The organism is Mesorhizobium sp. M0239, from assembly GCF_040321815.1.
In the GTDB taxonomy this organism is placed as follows: domain Bacteria; phylum Pseudomonadota; class Alphaproteobacteria; order Rhizobiales; family Rhizobiaceae; genus Mesorhizobium.
This window is the reverse complement of sequence record NZ_JAMYSG010000003.1, coordinates 62,353-78,138: the sequence shown is the minus strand read 5'-3', so window position 1 is coordinate 78,138 and position 15,786 is coordinate 62,353. Positions and strand designations below refer to the sequence as shown.

Below are 15,786 nucleotides of genomic sequence, written 5' to 3'. Positions count from 1 at the left end.
CTGGTTAGGCTAAAGTTGAGACCTGGGGGGACTGGAGCCCGGAGAAAAATGTTCGATCTGCGTCAGCTCCGCTATTTCGTCACCGTCGCCGAAACCGGCAATGTCGGGCGCGCCGCCGAAATGCTGCATATTTCTCAGTCGCCACTCAGCCGGCAGATCATCCAGCTCGAGGAGCAACTCGGCGTCGCTTTGTTCGAACGGGCAAAGCAGCGGGTCCACCTCAACGCCGAGGGCCGCGCCTTCCTCGTCGAAGCCCGCGCGCTGCTGTCCAATGCGCGACGTTTGGAGCAGTTCGGCCGCAACCTGGCCAGCGGCGCCGTCGGCCGGCTCGCCATCGGCTATGTCGAAGGCGCCGTTCATGCCGGGCTTGTCGCTGGGATGCTGCGCCAGTTCCGTCGCGACCGGCCGGATTTCCACCTGCAGCTGAGAAGCCTGCGTTCGGCGGCGCAGTTGGAAGGGCTACGGCAGCGGTCGCTGGATCTGGGCTTTGTCTACTCGCCGCCAGCCGATGATGACCCGGATGTCGCCGCGATAGCGCTGCGGCATGAGCCGCTGGTGCTGGCGATCCCCGAAGATGATCCGCTTGCTGAAGTGCCAGAGATTGGGCCCGACCACCTTGACGGTCGCACCTGGATCACCGTCGTGCGCCAGCCGGACGACACCAATCGCGGCCAGTTCCTTGCCGCCTGCGCCAAGGCCGGCTTTCTGCCCGACATCGCCTATGAGACGGCGGACCCGCTGACCTCGCTCGGCCTTGTCAGCGCCGGTCTCGGCCTTGCGACGGTGCAAGCCAGCCTGCGTGTCGCTGCGCCGCCGCGGATCGTATTTCGCGACCTGCCGTGGTTCGACCGCACGGTCTCCATCTATCTCGCCTGGCGGCGTCATGACCGACGGGCGGTGATTGCCGATTTGCGGCAGGCAGCTGAGGAATAGAGGAATAGGGGAATAGGGGAATAGGGGAATAGGGGAATAGGGGAATAGGGGAATAGGGGGCGCCGTTCCCAGGCACTTCACATATTCCCCTACTGCCTTACTCCCGTATTCCCCTACATCTTGTCTATCACCGACTGCACGCCCTCGGTCGGGGCGTCTACGGAGGATCCAGCCACCATGATGGCGGCGACGATCGCTTCGGGGTCGTCGACAACCAGCGGCTTGACCCGTTGCGCGGTGTGGATGAAGCCCTCAGCGGCCATGTGATCGAGCAGCGTCAGCATCGGATCCCAGAATCCTCCGACATTGCCGAAGACGATCGGTTTGCGATGATGGCCAAGCTGCGCCCAGGTCATCACCTCGACGATCTCCTCGACCGTGCCGATGCCCCCCGGCAGCGCCACAAAGGCGTCGGATTTCTCGAACATCTTGTGTTTGCGCTCGTGCATGTTGTCGGTGATCAGCAACTCGTCGAGCCGGTCAAGCGCGGTTTCGGTTGCCTCCCTGTTGATCAGGAAGCGCGGAATGATGCCCGTCACCTTGCCGCCGGCGCGCAAAGCGCCTTCGGCGACAGCGCCCATGATGCCTTTGGTGCCGCCGCCATAGACCAGCCGCATTCCTGCTTTGGCAATCGAGCGTCCGAGCAGGTTTCCGGCCTTGATATAGATTTCATCACGGCCCGGAGACGAGCCGCAATAGACGCAGACGGATCGAATCGTGTTCATGCCGATGATTGGTGATTGGGTCTGAAAGCGTGGTCAAGCCCCAAGGGTCAACAAGCCCGGGCTTTTTCTTGTCGGCCCGTTTTTCTTGTCGGCATTGGCAAAACAAGCTAGACCGGCGTTAGGTGGCTAAGGGGTAGGGAAATATGGCAATTAATCCACTGAAGGCGTTCCTGTTCGCGGCGGGTGGGACCGTTGCTGCCGCGGGAACCGCCTATGTATCGGGCGCACTCGACCCGTATCTCAATCCCACGCCGCCGGCGCAAGTGGCGGCGCAGACGTCGCCCGCAGCGCCAAAATCGGCCGATCCCGGCACCGAAGCGCGGCTGCCCGCCGCGGAGGTCCCCGCGGCTCCCGCCGCGGTGCCCCAGGCAACGGCACCGGCCGCGGCGGCGCCGGCTGCGGCCGGTCCCGTCGCACCGTCCTTTGACGTCGTGCGCGTCGAGGGCAATGGCTCGATCGTCGTTGCCGGCAATGCAGCGCCCAACGCAAAGGTCGAGATCCTCAACGGCACGACCGTGCTTGGCTCGACGGTTGCCGGTCCCGATGGCGCATTTGTCATCGTGCTGGACGATCCGCTGAAGCCCGGCGACTATACAATCGCACTGCGCGCGACCACGGGCGATGTCGTCACCCCTTCGGTGCAGACCGCTGTCGTTTCGGTTCCCAAGGATGCCGCCGGCCAGGTGCTGGCAATGGTCGAGGAGCCGGGCAAACCGGCCGAACTGCTCACCGTTCCGGCGCCCGAAACAAAGCCGGCTGCTCCGGCCGCCGCGCCGGCTGCTCCCGCAGCCGAAGCGCCCGCAACTGCTCCGGCACCAGCCGCCCCGGCACCTGCCGTCGTAGAAGCAGCACCGGCTCCTGCCGTGGTAGAAGCAGCACCGGCTCCTGCAGCGCCGGCGACGCCGCCCGCTGCAGGCGTGACCGAGCCCAAGATCGTCGTCGAGGCGGTCGAGATCGACGGCAGCAAGATCTTTGTCGCCGGTCTCGCCGATGCCGGCCGCAAGGTGCGCGCCTATGCCAACGATATCCTGCTCGGTGATGCGCAAACTTCGACGGACGGTCATTTCCTGGTCGAGGCGACGCGCGACATTCCGGTCGGCAGCTACACAATTCGTGTCGACGGCCTCGATACCGACGGTGTGACAGTTGTGGCCCGCGCAGCCGTGCCGTTCGAGCGCGAGCCCGGCGAAGCGGTCGCCGCCGTGGCACCCTCGGCGCCGAAGCCCGTTCAGCCCAAGCCGGCCGCACCTGCCGCCGCCGAGGCGCCGGCCGCGGCCGGGACGGCCCCGGCCACGACGCCTGCTCCCGCCACCGAGGCTCCGGCCGTTGTGGCGGAGGCGACGCCGCCAAGCGATGTGCCCGAGACCGTGGCGCCCAAGCTCGAACACGCCGACGGCGCCGTCATCATCCGCCGCAACGATACGCTGTGGCGGATCTCGCGGCGCGTCTACGGCCATGGCGTACGCTTCTCGACCATCTACCTCGCCAACCAGGACCAGATCAGTGATCCCGACCGCATCTGGCCGGGGCAGGTGTTCAAGGTCCCGGAAAAGTCGAAGGAAGGCGAGGCAGCCGACCTCAAGACGATGGGCGAGCAGGCAACGACAGCGCCGGCCAAGACCAACTAGATCCAAGGCCGTCCAGGTCGAAATCTACTGGTGTGCTGAGCCGCTCAGGTGCAGTTTGAATCCGATCATGTTCGGATCCCCCAGGTCGGGGCGTAGTTTCATGCTCGGAATCAAATAGTCGCCGCCATTCTGCCGGCGATAGGGGATGGGTTGCGTGGTCGCGAGCGTTCTCATCCTCTCGCGCAGGCGCTCGGCGGTGGGTTCGAAGTCGGCTTCACCGAAGCGGTCGACGCTGTAGACGACGAATGGCGGAAGGACGTCGTAGCCCGGGTAGTAGAGGATCCCGTGGTTGATCGGGAACAGCAGATCATCAATTGGTCCGTTGACGCCGCGAGGGGCATAGTGCTCCTCCCAGCCGCCGGCGGTCACGATCAACATTGCGCGCTTGCCCATCAAGGTTCCCTCGCCGTAGCGGTCGCCCCATCGTTTGTCGCTATGTTCGCCCACGCCGTAAGCGAAGCCGTAGGCAAAGACCCTGTCGACCCAGCCCTTGAGGATCGCCGGCATGGCAAACCACCAGAGCGGAAACTGGAGAATCAGGGCATCCGCCCATAGCAGCTTTGCGATCTCGGCCTTGACGTCCTCTGTCAGCGCGTCGGCCTCGAAAGACTTTTTTGACGCTGCGGCAGGCATCAGCCGCGCGCCCGGCGCCAAAACCGGAAAGTCGGCCCGATCAACCGCTGATTTCCAACCCTGGGCGTAGAGGTCCGTCACCCGCACTTCGTGGCCTTGTGCCTCGAGTTCTCTGATGGCGACGTCGCGGAGCGCGCCGTTGAGCGAGCGGGATTCGGGATGTGCGAAGACAAGTAGGATTTTCATGCGGGGGACTCCGGGGATTGAAAAACTGGTCCCTTAGCTAGGCAATATCGACGCAATCCGCTATATATTCGTAATGCATAAGATTGTGCCGAATAGTGGATAAATCGGACATCACCCTCGAACGCATGCGCACCTTCGTTCGCGTCGCGGAACGGGGCAATCTGTCCTTGGTTGCCGGTGAACTGGGTATCGGACAATCGACGGTCACGCGGCATCTGCAGGAACTCGAAGAGGCAGTGGGTGCGCCTTTGCTCAGCAGGACCACCCGGCGGGTCACGCTGACCGACGAGGGCAGCCGCTACTATGCCAACAGCGTCCAGATCCTGCGCCTTGTCGAGCAGGCCGGCGACGAAGCGCGGGGCGCACGTGGCGCGCCGGCCGGCACCGTCCGGATATCCTGTACTGCCGCTTTCGGGGTCTTGCACACCAGCCGACTCATCTTCGACTTTCAGGACCGATATCCCGACATCGGCGTTGACCTCAGCCTCAGCGATGAGCGTGTCGACCTCGTCAGGGAAGGTGTCGACATCGCGCTTCGGTTGGGGCCGCTCACCGACAGCTCATTGAGGCTGCGGGCCCTCGGCCTGTCACGGCGCCTGCTCGTGGCATCGCCGGATTATCTGGCGCAGCGAGGCAGACCGGCTATCCCGTCGGATCTGTCTGGACATGAGGGTATCCGGATGTCGAACGTGGCGGGGAGTGAAACTCTTGCCTTGCAGGGCGCCGGAGGCGAGCGCCATATGGTGCCTTTCGCGGGGCGCCTGCGTGTCGACCATGGGCTTGCCGCGCGCGAGGCTTTGCTCGCGGGTCGAGGGGTCGCACCGGCTCACCGATGGCTTGTCGACGATCTTTTGGCGGCGGGCCTGCTCGAGACGATACTGGATGATTATTCACTGCCGTCCGCCCCTTTGAACATGCTGATCGTCCCGGAGCGCGCGGGCGTTGCAAGGGTCCGCCTGATGGTCGACTTCCTGGCTGAGCGGATTGCCGGCATCCCGGGGATCGAGAAGTCCAGTCCAAAGCGTTAGCCGCTATCTGCTCTGCCCAGAAGAGTAGCTTGCAGCAGCGTCGACCATCGTTTATCGCCGATGGACGATGAGCGAATCCCTAGCTGAAATAGGTATGCCTGGCTGCGCCCCGGACAGCCGAGCCGTTGCCACCCGGCTGGCAGCACTTTCGCACCCGGCTCGGATCGAAATCCTGAAATACCTGTCCGCAAGCAACTCCTGCTGCTGCCGCGAGGTTGTCGACCGTTTCGATCTGGCGCAGTCCACTGTGTCACAACATTTGAAGATACTGGTCGAAGCCGGGCTGGTCCGGTTCGAACCCGACCGTCAGCGCTCGCGCTACGAGGTCGATCGTGCCGCACTTGCCGATGTTTCCGCGTCGGTGGCCGCGCTCGTCAATTCCTGCTGCTCCGGCCGCTAGACCATGATCCCGAAAAGTGGAGCCCGGTTCTCGGACGAGATCATGGTCAAAAAGACATAAGAAGAAGGCACAAGAAATGGCCGAAAAAACCGTCTCCGACTCCTCGACCTTCAAGACGCTGCTCAATTTGTGGCCCTATATGTGGCCGGCGGATCGCGCCGATCTGAGAGCCCGGGTCACATGGGCGACGCTTCTGTTGGTCGTCGCCAAGCTGACGCTGGTCGCCGGTCCCTATTTTTTCAAATGGGCGACCGACGCGCTGGCCGGCGACGCCAAATCGGTGCCGCCGCTGCCGAGTTTTCTGCTGGCGCCGGTCATGCTGGTCGTTGCCTACAATGTCGTGCGCCTGGTGCAACTTGGCTTCAATCAATTGCGCGACGCCTTGTTTGCCCGTGTCGGCCAATACGCGGTGCGCCAGCTCGCCTTCCGCACCTTCGTCCACATGCACCAACTGTCGCTGCGCTTCCATCTCGAGCGCCGCACCGGCGGCCTGTCGCGCATCATCGAGCGCGGCACCAAGGGTATCGAGACGATCGTGCGCTTCATCATGCTCAACACGGCGCCGACCATCCTCGAATTCGCGCTGACCACCGGCATCTTCGCCTACACCTATGGCTGGAAATACGTAGTCGTCGTCGCGGTCACCGTCTGGGTCTATGTCTGGTTCACGGTCCGCGCCAGCGACTGGCGCATCTCGATCCGCCGCGACATGAACGACAGCGACACCGATGCCAACACCAAGGCAATCGACTCGTTGCTCAATTACGAGACGGTGAAATATTTCAACAATGAGGGCATGGAAGCCGAGCGCTTCGACCGCTCGATGGCACGCTACGAGGTCGCAGCGACCCGGATCTGGACCTCGCTCGGCTGGCTGAACTTCGGCCAAGGCATCATCTTTGGCCTCGGCACCGTCATCGTCATGTGCATGTCGGCGCTGGAAGTGCAGGCCGGCACGCAGACGGTCGGCGACTTCGTCTTCATCAATGCCATGCTGATGCAGCTGTCGGTGCCGCTCAATTTCATCGGCTTCATCTACCGCGAAATCCGCCAGGGGCTGACCGACATCGAGCAGATGTTCGACCTTCTGGATGTGCCGCAGGAGATCGTCGACAAGCCGGACGCGAAGCCACTTACTGTCAGCGCCGGCAAGGTCGAGTTCCGCGACGTGCATTTTTCCTATGACCCCAACCGCAAGATCCTGAAGGGCATCAGCTTCGAGGTGCCGGCCGGCAAGACCGTGGCCATTGTCGGGCCCTCGGGCGCCGGCAAGTCGACCATCTCGCGGCTTCTGTTCCGCTTCTACGACGTCCAGTCCGGCCAGGTGCTGATCGACGGCCAGGATATCAGGGACGTGACGCAGGAGAGCCTGCGCGGAGCGATCGGCATGGTGCCGCAGGACACCGTACTGTTCAACGACACCATCGCCTACAACATCCGCTATGGCCGCATCGGCGCCAGCGAGGAGGATATGCAGAAGGCCGCCGAACTCGCCCAGATCGGCCCGTTCATCGAGCGATTGCCTGACGGTTACAAGTCGATGGTCGGCGAACGCGGGCTAAAACTTTCGGGCGGCGAGAAGCAGCGCGTGGCGATCGCCCGCACCATCCTGAAGGCGCCGCCGATCCTGATGCTCGACGAAGCGACCTCGGCGCTCGACAGCCACACCGAACAGGAAATCCAGGCCGCGCTCGATCTGGTCAGCCGTGGCCGCACCACCATCGTCATCGCCCACCGCCTGTCGACGGTGATTACCGCTGATGAGATCATCGTGCTGCAGGACGGCCAGATCGCCGAGCGCGGCACCCATGCCGAGCTGATGCGCAAGCATGGCCTCTACGCCTCGATGTGGGACCGCCAGCGCGAGGCGACCGAGGCCGAGGAGCGCCTACGCATCGCCCGCGAGGGCGACGAGCTTGGCGTTGTCGTTCGTCGACGAACGTCGGAGGTGAATTGACACCGTTTCCTTCTCCAACGAGGGGAAAAGAGAAAATTTCCGCTTGACCTCAACTTAAGTTGAGATCGTAGGCCGTTCTTGGAGCCCGCCAACTAGCGTGTTTAAAAAACGGAGCAATCGAATGAGCGAGACAAATCAGACTGTTGACGGGGGCAGCGTGTTCAGGGTGGACAAATTCGTCGTCCCGGCCGCCGCTCGCAAGGAGATACTCGCCAAGGTCCGGACGACGCATGAATTGCTGCGTCTGCAACAAGGCTTTGTGCAGGATTTCCTGCTCGAGCAATTCTCAGGCCCAGGCGAATTCAACCTCGTCACCATCGTCGAATGGGAGAGCCAGGCGGCCGTCGACAACGTCGTGCCGATCGTCAAAGCCGCGCACGAGCGCATCGCCTTCAACCCGCAGGAGACGATCGCCCGGCTCGGCGTTCGCGCCGACATCGCCAACTATCAGAGGGTTCCCGGGCTGTAGCAAGGCTGCTACCGCCAGCCGATGCCAGGTGCCGGCGCTTCGACGCTGAGCACCTGGCCGGTGCGGGCTTCAGAAGCCTTCGGATTTGGGATCATGGACGGGCAACCTTTTCCGGCGCCTTGAACCGTCGGTGTCCCGAATTCTGCCGACAACGACACCGACCTAGCAAGCGGATCGCGACCCCTGCCGGCGCACCCAATACGGCCTTCCCTATTGTTGCGTTGCGGCGAGGGGGGCTTTCGGCTATTGAGGCCGGACTTGAAACGGAGCCTGTTTATTACCGATGAGCCTTGTCGATACGGTCAAGAACGCGTTCGTACCGATCCATCGCGAGGGCTATCCCTTCATCGCAGCCTTTGGCGCGGCGACGCTTTTCCTCGGTTATTTCTCCTCGATCCTGTTCTGGATCGGTCTGATACTGACGGCCTGGTGCGTCTATTTCTTTCGCGATCCCGAGCGCGTCACGCCGGTAGATGACCGCCTGGTGGTCAGCCCCGCCGACGGCATCATCTCGGCGGTCGGACCCGCCGTGCCGCCGCGCGAACTCGGCCTCGGCAATGTCGAGATGACCCGCATCTCGGTGTTCATGAACGTCTTCTCCTGCCACGTGAACCGCGCCCCGGTGCGCGGCCGTATTGCGAAAATCGAACATCGGCCGGGCAAATTCCTCAATGCCGAACTGGACAAGGCCAGCACCGAGAACGAGCGCAACGGCCTGGTCATCGAGAGCCCCAATGGCACGGTCGCGGCCGTCCAGATCGCCGGCCTGGTGGCGCGCCGCATCGTCTGCTGGGCCGAGGCCGGCGGCTCGATCGGCACTGGCGAGCGTTTTGGCCTGATCCGCTTCGGCTCGCGTGTCGATGTGTTCCTGCCCCTGACCGCGACGCCGCGCGTTGCAGTCGGCCAGACGGCGGTTGGCGGCGAAACCGTGCTGGCCGAATTCGGCGGTGTTGCCGGCACGCCTCTTGTTCGGGTTTCCTGACCGGTGGGCACGCAATACAAAAAGTTCGAGGCCCATGCCAGCGGCGGTCCGCGCATCCGCGAAATCCCGATGCGCATGGTGCTGCCCAATCTGGTCACCGTGCTCGCCATTTGCGCCGGCCTGTCCGGCATCCGCTTCGGCTTCGAAGGCCGCTTCGAGCCGGCGGTGGTGATGGTGCTGCTTGCAGCCTTCCTCGACGGCATTGACGGCCGCTTGGCGCGGATGCTGAAGGCGACATCCAAATTCGGCGCTCAGATGGATTCGCTGGCCGACATCGTCAATTTCGGCGTGGCGCCGGCTCTGGTGCTCTATGCCTTCCTGCTCGACCGCGCCGGTTCGCCGGGCTGGATCGCGGCACTGCTGTTCGCCATCGCCTGCGGGCTGCGCCTCGCCCGTTTCAACGTGCTCGATGACGAGAAGGCCGATCGCCCCATATGGCAGTCCGAATATTTCGTCGGCGTGCCGGCGCCGGCTGGCGCCGTGCTGGTGATGCTGCCGCTTTATCTCTATTTCCTGCGCACAGGTCTGGAGCCCAGTCGTCCAGCAGCCTTCGTCGCCACCGGCTTCACCATCCTGGTCGCTTTCCTGCTGGTCAGCCGGCTGCCTGTCTATTCCGGCAAGAGCCTGAGAATCCCGGGCGACAAGGTGTTGCCGATCATCCTGGGTGTCGTCCTCTACGTGCTCCTGTTGATGACCTATCCCTGGTACACGCTGACCGCTTCGGTCGCCGGCTACCTGATCTTCCTGCCGTTCAGCGTGCGCGCCTATTCGAAGCGCGCCAAGCTGGAGGGCGAGAAGGTGCCGCCTTCGGATATAGGTTAGAACCTACGCTTTCGTCATCCTAGGGCGAAGCAGGAGCGAAGCGACGTTGCGAAGACCCTGGGATCCATGCCGTGACCTCAGCCAAAAAGCGCAACGGACGAGAACTGGCAATCGCTTGGCGCCGGTCGCCTTCTGAATGGCCGCGCGTGACGTGAATGTCACGGAATGGATCCTAGGGTCTGCGCCGCGTCGCTTCGCTCCTTGCTTCGCCCTAGGATGACGACCGCGAGGTATTTACGCCGCGACGCCGAGCCCCAGCCTGTCGATCGCCAGCTTTCTCGTCGACACATAGTCGGTCTTGCCGGATCCCAGCACCGGGATTTCCTCGACCTTAACGATGTCGTTCGGCACCATCAGTTCGGCAGCACCCGCCTGTTTGCCGAATTTGCGCAATTCGTCGGGATTGGCGTCGTCGGCGGTGGTGACCAGCACGATGCGCTCGCCGCGCCTCTTGTCGGGCACGGCCACAGCCGCGTGGTGCTCTTCCGGCCACAGCGACTGCACCAGCATCTCCACCGCACCCAGCGACACCATCTCGCCGGCGATCTTGGCGAAGCGCTTGGCGCGTCCGCGAATGGTGATGAAGCCTTCGCGGTCGACGGCAACGATGTCGCCGGTGTCGTGCCAGCCGGTCAGCGGCTGCAATTCACCGGGGCGGTCCGCGGTCATGTAGCCCATCATCAGGTTCGGTCCGTCGAGCCACAATTGGCCGGCGTCGGAGATGCCGTCGACCGGCTCGAGCTTCATGCGCATGGCCGGCAGCAGCCGACCCACCGTGCCGTCGCGGCCATGGATTGCGGTGTTGACGGCAACCACGGGTGCCGCCTCCGTCAGCCCGAACCCTTCGATGATTTCGGCTTGGAAGCGTTCGCGGTAGACGCGGCGGGTTTCCGGCTTCACCGCCTCGGCGCCGGCGACGACGAAGCGCAGGCTGGAAAAATCACCGTCCTTGGCGGTGCGCGCATAGTTGGCGAGGAATGTGTCGGTGCCGAACATGATGGTCGGTTTTACCTTGCGCGCAACCTCGGGAATGATCTTGTAGTGCAGCGGCGAGGGGTAGAGGAACAGCTTTACCCCGGTGACCAGCGGCAGGATGGTGCCGCCCGTCAGGCCGAACGAATGGAACACCGGCAGCACGTTGAGCAGGATGTCGGCGGGCGAGATGGTGATCCGCGCCTCGGCCTGCATGGCGTTGGCGTAAAGGTTCTTGTGCGACAGCACGACCGCTTTCGGCGTGCCTTCCGAACCGGAGGTGAACAGGATCACCGCCGGCTTGGCCGCATCCTGCCGCTGCAGCGGCCAGCGCCACAGCAAGGCGGCGGCAAGGTTGTCCAATGTGGTTACGCTTTCCCGCACATCCTCCAGCCAAAGCAGCCTGGCGCCGCCCTTTTCGACCGCCGCGACGATATCGGCAAGGTCGGCCTTCTCGACGAACGCGCGGGACGAAATCACGGTCCTTATCACCGCCGTGCGCACGGCCGCGGTGACGCTCGCCGGCCCGGCCGTATAGTTGATCATCGCCGCCACCCGGCCGGCCGACAGAAGGCCGGTGAGCGACAGCACGACGCCATTGGCGTTGGGCAGCATCACACCGACCGCTTCGCCCGGCGCCGTGACGGCCTCGAAGCGCCTGCCCAGGACGCGGGCGCCGATGAACATCTTGCGGTAGCTCAACGCACCCAAGATGACGTCTTCTATGATCGTGTGCGAAGCGCCGACGCGGTCGGCGGCATCGCGCATGGCCAGGAACAGGCCACGATCGAGGTTGGTGCCGAAGAGCCGCGCCTCGGCGACACGGTCGAACAGCGCGTTGGTGTTCGAGGCCTGCTCGGGATTGCGCGCCACCAGTTCGGCGATGGTCATCGGCTCCAGCACGCTGATCGACAGCTGCGGAAACCAGTGTCGTGGTGCCTTGTCCGCGGGCGTCAGCGACACCGGCAGGCTGCGCGCGCCGCCGACGAAGATCGGCACGATCTTGGCATCGGCCTGCATGGCGATGCGGGTGACGGCACGAAACAGCCGAAACGTCTTGACGTCGGGCTCGACCGCATCCGGCAAATAGACAGCGAGCCGGCCCTTGCCCTTCAGCACCCGCACCAACCGGCGGCTGACGAAGACATGTTCGGCGTTGAAGGCGATGGTGCGGCCAAGCTCGCGCCAAGGTTCGAGCCACGGCGAGCGCGCCGAGACCTCATCGAGAATATGCAGCGTGTCTTCCGGCAGCAGCGACAGCATCAGCGCCGGCTCGAAGCGCGATTGATGCGAGATGACGTAGATGACTGGGGCCTGCGCCTTGCGGGCGATCCTGATGCGGCTATCTCCGATCCGGTAGGCGAGCTTGAACGGCACATAGAGCAGCGCCTGGGTGAAGCGCAGGCCGAGGCGGAATTTTTCCGCCACGCCGATCAGCAGCCAGGCCAGAACAAGACCCGCAAGCAGCGCCAGTGTCAGGATCATGCCGCGTCTCTCCCAACGTTTTTAGCATCTCGGCTCTTTGCGGCCGTGTCGGCCAGAACCTAGACGATGTGGGAGCAAGGTCAATGCGGAGCTTTTGCTTCCCTTGGTGCGGGAAGCTGCTTCTCACGCCGCCTGCAGCCGTCCACTGATGAAACGAAATTCCTGCGTCTTGCCGCCATAGCCGTAAGCGGCTGCCGGCACTTCATGCACGAAGGCGTAGCTCTCCTCGTGCACTGCGCCCAGCAGACGGCCGAAGGCTGCGAAGATCGCCTTCAGATAGGCTTCCAGCTCGAGCTTGGTGTTGGTGCCGTCGACCACCTTGATATCAAGCCAGAACGTGTTGGTGCCGTGCTCGGCCAGCGACTTGCCGCCGGCGAACCAGTGCTGCGGATCGACATAGGACACGGCAACTGCCGTGATCGTCGGGTCCTTGCGCAGCTGCGTCGCGGTGATTTCCGTGGCCTCCTTTGCGATGCGAGCGGAAAGCGCCGCGTCAGGCTTGCCGGTGACGCTGACGTTGATGATGGGCATTTTTCTTCTCCTTGGCTTGAGCGGCGTCCGATCGCCGTTGAAACAACCATGCCATCATCTTTAGGTCAAAAAAATCGAATTGTTTTTAACTGAAGATTCGATAAGATCGAAGTATGGAAACACTGGATCCCGATCTGCTCCGAACCTTCCTTGCTTTCGTCGACAGCGGCTCGCTGGCCCAGGCGGCTGCAAGCGTTGGCCGCTCGCCCTCGGCGGTGACCGCCCAGATGCAGCGGCTGGAGGAAATCGTCGGTGAGCCGCTGCTGGCGCCGCAAGGGCGAGGACGCGGCTTGACCCCTGCAGGCGAAGACCTCGTCGGCCATGCTAGGCGGATCCTTGCCGCCCATCGCGAGGCATGGCTGGCGCTTAAGGGCGCCCGCGCTGCCGGACGCGTCGCCATCGGCACGACACAGGATTTCGCCGACAGCGGCCTGCCGGATCTGCTGCGTGCCTTCGCCGGCAGCCATCGGCGCGTCAGGATCGAACTGCGGGTCGGCCGCTCCGCCGAACTGGCGCAGGCGCTGCAGTCTGGCGGCCTCGATCTGGCGATCGTCATGCGCCAGGCGGCAGCGCCGGACGAAGTCGGTGTGCTGCGCGAGCCGATGATATGGCTATGCTCACAAAAGGGGCTGGCCACGCGGCAGGAGGAACTGCCGCTGGCGCTGCTCGACCCATATTGCGGTTTTCGCGAAGCAGCACTTGCCGCACTCGATGCTGCCGGCCGCCGCTATCATATTGCTGCCGGCAGCGCCAGCCTGGCCGGCCTGCGCACGGCGGTGAACGCCGGTGTCGCGCTGACGCTGCGAACGGCCCGCTTTGCCCATTCCGGCATTGTCGAGGCACCGCGCGAGCTTGGCCTGCCACAGGTTCCAATGGCTGAGTTCGCCATCCGGCTGCGCGCTGGCGCCGATGGTCCGGCGGGCGATCTGGCGGCCCTGCTCGGCGGTAACCTTGCCCTGTCGGGCGGTTGAATGAAGAAAAAGCCGACCTTACGGTCGGCTTGGGGGCAAAGAAAAAGCCGACCTTACGGTCGGCTTGGAGTAGGACGGGCCGAGGGGTTTGGGGGGACTTGGGGATGGCCCGTCGCAGCAATAATGCCTGACCCGGATGATGGTTCCGTGACCGCGTCACTTTTTTAAGAAATATTTGATGCTAAGCGTTGCGAGCGGGCCATCAGCCAATCCCGCCCCGCATGGGCAAACACCGCACACAACACGATGACGCCGCCGATCATGCTGGCGGCTGGGGCAATCTCGCCCAGGAACAGGAAGGCAAACAGGATCGCGAACGGCACTTCGGCCGAGCCGAGCAGCCCGGATTCGGCCGGCGGGATGAGCCGCGCGCCCTCCGTCCACAGGATCGAGGAGAGTGCGAAGGACGCGCCGAAAGTGGCGAGCAGAACGGCGTCCCTTGGCGAAACCGCCAGCGGATCGGCGACGAACCAGCCGAGCACGAACAACAGGAAAGCCGAAACCGCACCGGCCCACACCACGGGCGTGTCGCGGAAGGCGCGCACCATGATCATGTAGAGGCCGCTGCCGATGGTCATCAGCAGTGCCAGTCCGTCGCCGAACAGATTGCCGGTGCCGAAGCCGGACCAGACCATGATCGCCACGCCGCACAGTGACACGGCGGCGGCGACCATCGTCTGCAACCGGAAGGGTTCGCGCGTCAGAACCCAGGCCAGCAGCGCGGTAACGAAAGGTGCTGTGGCATAGATGACGGCGACATTGGCAACGAAGGTGAACTTGAATGCCGATATGAAAGCGATGCTGGCGAGAGCCCCTTCCACCGCCAGCAGCCAGCCGCGCCAGCCAAGCCGCAGGCTATCACGCCCGCCGGAGCGGTGGCGCCGCCACAGCACATAGAGGCTGACCAGGATCGAGCCGACGAAGCCGCGCCAGCAGATGATGGTCAGCGGGTCGGCATGGATCGATTTTGTCAGAACGCCAGTGAGGCCGAAGACGGCCGCCGAGGATGACACCAGGATGATGCCCAGCGTGCGCTCCGCGGTGGTGTCGGCGGTGGCTGCAATATCAGTCATACGGCAAGCCTACGCCGTTCAGTCCTGACATCGTAGTGTCAGCAGTGATGGCGATCCACATCATAGGCGTTTGCGGAAATGCTCGGTGCCGACGATCAACAGGCCGGCGGCGACGATCAGGGCAGCGCCCAGGAACACTTCGCGACGCGGCACGTCGCCCCAGATCGCAAAGCCGAGTGCGAATGCCCACAACAGCGAGGTGTATTCCAGCGGAGCGAGGACCGAAGCCGGTGTGCGCTTCATGCCTTCGAAGAGAAGGTATTGTGCCAGGCCGCCGAGTGCGCCGACGCTGGCAAGGAGCAGCAACTGAGCCCCGTCCGGTGTCCGCCACCACAACAACGCCGGTACCGCCGAAAACAGCAGGAAATAGAAATTGTTGAGCAGGAGTTGGATCATCGAGCGCTCGGCAAGGGCGGTTTTGCGCAAGAGTACGATGGCGATGCCCCACAAGAAGGCGGCCGCCAGCACCAGCAGCACCGGCACGGACAGGCCGAGATGAGTCGGATCGCAAGCGATGAACACGCCGGCAAAGCCGATCAGCACCGCCAGCCAGCGCAGCATCGGCACCTTTTCGCCGAGCAGGAACACCGAAAGCACGGTGACAATGATTGGGGCCGCGTAATAGACGGTGGTCAGTTCGGCCAGCTGCAGGCTGCGCGCCGCGTTGTAGTAGCAGAGCCACGCAGCAAGCGTGAAGGCACTGCGCACCAGCATCGGCCGCACGATCGGCGAGCGCATCGTGTCAGCAAACAACTGTCGTCCGCCGATCGCCGCGCACGCACCCAGAATGGTGATGCTGCGGAAGAACATGATCTGCCAGACGCTCATGCCGACGACCAACAGCTTGATCGAAGCATCCTGTGTCGAAAACAGCAGATAGGCCGCACCGGTCAGCAGGATGCCTGCAAGAACCCGCTCGCGTGTTTCGAGAATGGCGATATCGGCCATAAGGCGCGTGGGACCAAAATTGCCGGAGCGGCAGAAATGCTGT

15 protein-coding genes are annotated in these 15,786 nt (G+C 63.7%); 9 read left to right on the top strand and 6 right to left on the bottom strand.

The window, feature by feature from the left end:
* Window positions 1-48: 48 nt before the first annotated feature.
* Window positions 49-933, top strand: coding sequence for a LysR substrate-binding domain-containing protein (locus NKI99_RS03545; protein WP_023812906.1), 885 nt, complete (start codon window positions 49-51; stop codon window positions 931-933).
* A 113-nt stretch (window positions 934-1,046) separates the two neighbouring features.
* Here NKI99_RS03545 and NKI99_RS03540 read toward each other — a convergent pair whose 3' ends face one another.
* Entirely contained in the window at window positions 1,047-1,658 is a 612-nt protein-coding gene (locus NKI99_RS03540; protein ID WP_023812907.1) for an LOG family protein, read from the bottom strand.
* Between the two features lie 143 nt (window positions 1,659-1,801).
* On the opposite strand from NKI99_RS03540, the gene NKI99_RS03535 reads away from it, so the two are divergent.
* Window positions 1,802-3,286, top strand: a complete 1,485-nt coding sequence (locus NKI99_RS03535) for a LysM peptidoglycan-binding domain-containing protein (RefSeq protein ID WP_128303054.1) — start codon at window positions 1,802-1,804, stop codon at window positions 3,284-3,286.
* 24 nt (window positions 3,287-3,310) lie between these two features.
* Here the strand turns inward: NKI99_RS03535 and NKI99_RS03530 are convergent, their stop codons facing one another.
* The gene (locus tag NKI99_RS03530; protein WP_023813729.1) at window positions 3,311-4,105 is read right to left on the bottom strand and encodes an NAD(P)H-dependent oxidoreductase; all 795 of its coding nucleotides are present in this window, start codon (window positions 4,103-4,105) and stop codon (window positions 3,311-3,313) included.
* A 95-nt stretch (window positions 4,106-4,200) separates the two neighbouring features.
* Here NKI99_RS03530 and NKI99_RS03525 point away from each other — a divergent pair, with 95 nt between their 5' ends.
* The 6 genes from NKI99_RS03525 (at window position 4,201) to NKI99_RS03500 (ending at window position 9,763) form a co-directional block, all read left to right on the top strand.
* Window positions 4,201-5,133 (top strand): LysR family transcriptional regulator, encoded by a 933-nt coding sequence (locus tag NKI99_RS03525; RefSeq protein WP_031213735.1) that lies wholly within the window; start codon window positions 4,201-4,203, stop codon window positions 5,131-5,133.
* Window positions 5,134-5,200: 67 nt separating this feature from the next.
* Window positions 5,201-5,533 carry an ArsR/SmtB family transcription factor gene (locus tag NKI99_RS03520; RefSeq protein WP_031213736.1) on the top strand — a complete coding sequence of 111 codons (333 nt, stop codon included), beginning with the start codon at window positions 5,201-5,203 and terminating at the stop codon, window positions 5,531-5,533.
* Window positions 5,534-5,609: 76 nt separating this feature from the next.
* The gene (locus tag NKI99_RS03515) at window positions 5,610-7,490 is read left to right on the top strand and encodes an ABCB family ABC transporter ATP-binding protein/permease (RefSeq protein ID WP_023813732.1); all 1,881 of its coding nucleotides are present in this window, start codon (window positions 5,610-5,612) and stop codon (window positions 7,488-7,490) included.
* Window positions 7,491-7,611: 121 nt separating this feature from the next.
* Complete coding sequence (locus tag NKI99_RS03510) at window positions 7,612-7,959, top strand: antibiotic biosynthesis monooxygenase family protein (RefSeq protein ID WP_023813733.1); 348 nt, start codon at window positions 7,612-7,614, stop codon at window positions 7,957-7,959.
* Between the two features lie 283 nt (window positions 7,960-8,242).
* Complete coding sequence (locus NKI99_RS03505; RefSeq protein ID WP_352442157.1) at window positions 8,243-8,941, top strand: phosphatidylserine decarboxylase; 699 nt, start codon at window positions 8,243-8,245, stop codon at window positions 8,939-8,941.
* A 3-nt stretch (window positions 8,942-8,944) separates the two neighbouring features.
* Window positions 8,945-9,763, top strand: a complete 819-nt coding sequence (locus tag NKI99_RS03500) for a CDP-alcohol phosphatidyltransferase family protein (protein WP_502895160.1) — start codon at window positions 8,945-8,947, stop codon at window positions 9,761-9,763.
* 234 nt (window positions 9,764-9,997) lie between these two features.
* Here the strand turns inward: NKI99_RS03500 and NKI99_RS03495 are convergent, their stop codons facing one another.
* Together NKI99_RS03495 and NKI99_RS03490 are read right to left on the bottom strand one after the other, a co-directional pair.
* Window positions 9,998-12,220 (bottom strand): AMP-binding protein, encoded by a 2,223-nt coding sequence (locus NKI99_RS03495; protein WP_352609786.1) that lies wholly within the window; start codon window positions 12,218-12,220, stop codon window positions 9,998-10,000.
* 123 nt (window positions 12,221-12,343) lie between these two features.
* Window positions 12,344-12,751 (bottom strand): tautomerase family protein, encoded by a 408-nt coding sequence (locus NKI99_RS03490; protein ID WP_352609784.1) that lies wholly within the window; start codon window positions 12,749-12,751, stop codon window positions 12,344-12,346.
* A gap of 113 nt (window positions 12,752-12,864) precedes the next feature.
* Here NKI99_RS03490 and NKI99_RS03485 point away from each other — a divergent pair, with 113 nt between their 5' ends.
* Window positions 12,865-13,722 (top strand): LysR substrate-binding domain-containing protein, encoded by an 858-nt coding sequence (locus NKI99_RS03485; RefSeq protein ID WP_352609781.1) that lies wholly within the window; start codon window positions 12,865-12,867, stop codon window positions 13,720-13,722.
* Between the two features lie 164 nt (window positions 13,723-13,886).
* Here the strand turns inward: NKI99_RS03485 and NKI99_RS03480 are convergent, their stop codons facing one another.
* Entirely contained in the window at window positions 13,887-14,795 is a 909-nt protein-coding gene (locus tag NKI99_RS03480; RefSeq protein ID WP_352609778.1) for a DMT family transporter, read from the bottom strand.
* Between the two features lie 60 nt (window positions 14,796-14,855).
* Window positions 14,856-15,743 (bottom strand): DMT family transporter, encoded by an 888-nt coding sequence (locus NKI99_RS03475; protein WP_128303058.1) that lies wholly within the window; start codon window positions 15,741-15,743, stop codon window positions 14,856-14,858.
* Window positions 15,744-15,786: the final 43 nt, after the last annotated feature.

Excerpts from the sequence above, each read along its gene's own strand:
- NKI99_RS03485 (WP_352609781.1), top strand. The coding sequence starts at position 12,865 with ATGGAAACACTGGATCCCGATCTGCTCCGAACCTTCCTTGCTTTCGTC.
- NKI99_RS03545 (WP_023812906.1), top strand. The coding sequence starts at position 49 with ATGTTCGATCTGCGTCAGCTCCGCTATTTCGTCACCGTCGCCGAAACC.
- NKI99_RS03540 (WP_023812907.1), bottom strand. The coding sequence starts at position 1,658 with ATGAACACGATTCGATCCGTCTGCGTCTATTGCGGCTCGTCTCCGGGC.
- NKI99_RS03530 (WP_023813729.1), bottom strand. The coding sequence starts at position 4,105 with ATGAAAATCCTACTTGTCTTCGCACATCCCGAATCCCGCTCGCTCAAC.
- NKI99_RS03490 (WP_352609784.1), bottom strand. The coding sequence starts at position 12,751 with ATGCCCATCATCAACGTCAGCGTCACCGGCAAGCCTGACGCGGCGCTT.
- NKI99_RS03510 (WP_023813733.1), top strand. The coding sequence starts at position 7,612 with ATGAGCGAGACAAATCAGACTGTTGACGGGGGCAGCGTGTTCAGGGTG.
- NKI99_RS03480 (WP_352609778.1), bottom strand. The coding sequence starts at position 14,795 with ATGACTGATATTGCAGCCACCGCCGACACCACCGCGGAGCGCACGCTG.
- NKI99_RS03475 (WP_128303058.1), bottom strand. The coding sequence starts at position 15,743 with ATGGCCGATATCGCCATTCTCGAAACACGCGAGCGGGTTCTTGCAGGC.
- NKI99_RS03520 (WP_031213736.1), top strand. The coding sequence starts at position 5,201 with ATGAGCGAATCCCTAGCTGAAATAGGTATGCCTGGCTGCGCCCCGGAC.
- NKI99_RS03505 (WP_352442157.1), top strand. The coding sequence starts at position 8,243 with ATGAGCCTTGTCGATACGGTCAAGAACGCGTTCGTACCGATCCATCGC.
- NKI99_RS03515 (WP_023813732.1), top strand. The coding sequence starts at position 5,610 with ATGGCCGAAAAAACCGTCTCCGACTCCTCGACCTTCAAGACGCTGCTC.
- NKI99_RS03535 (WP_128303054.1), top strand. The coding sequence starts at position 1,802 with ATGGCAATTAATCCACTGAAGGCGTTCCTGTTCGCGGCGGGTGGGACC.
- NKI99_RS03495 (WP_352609786.1), bottom strand. The coding sequence starts at position 12,220 with ATGATCCTGACACTGGCGCTGCTTGCGGGTCTTGTTCTGGCCTGGCTG.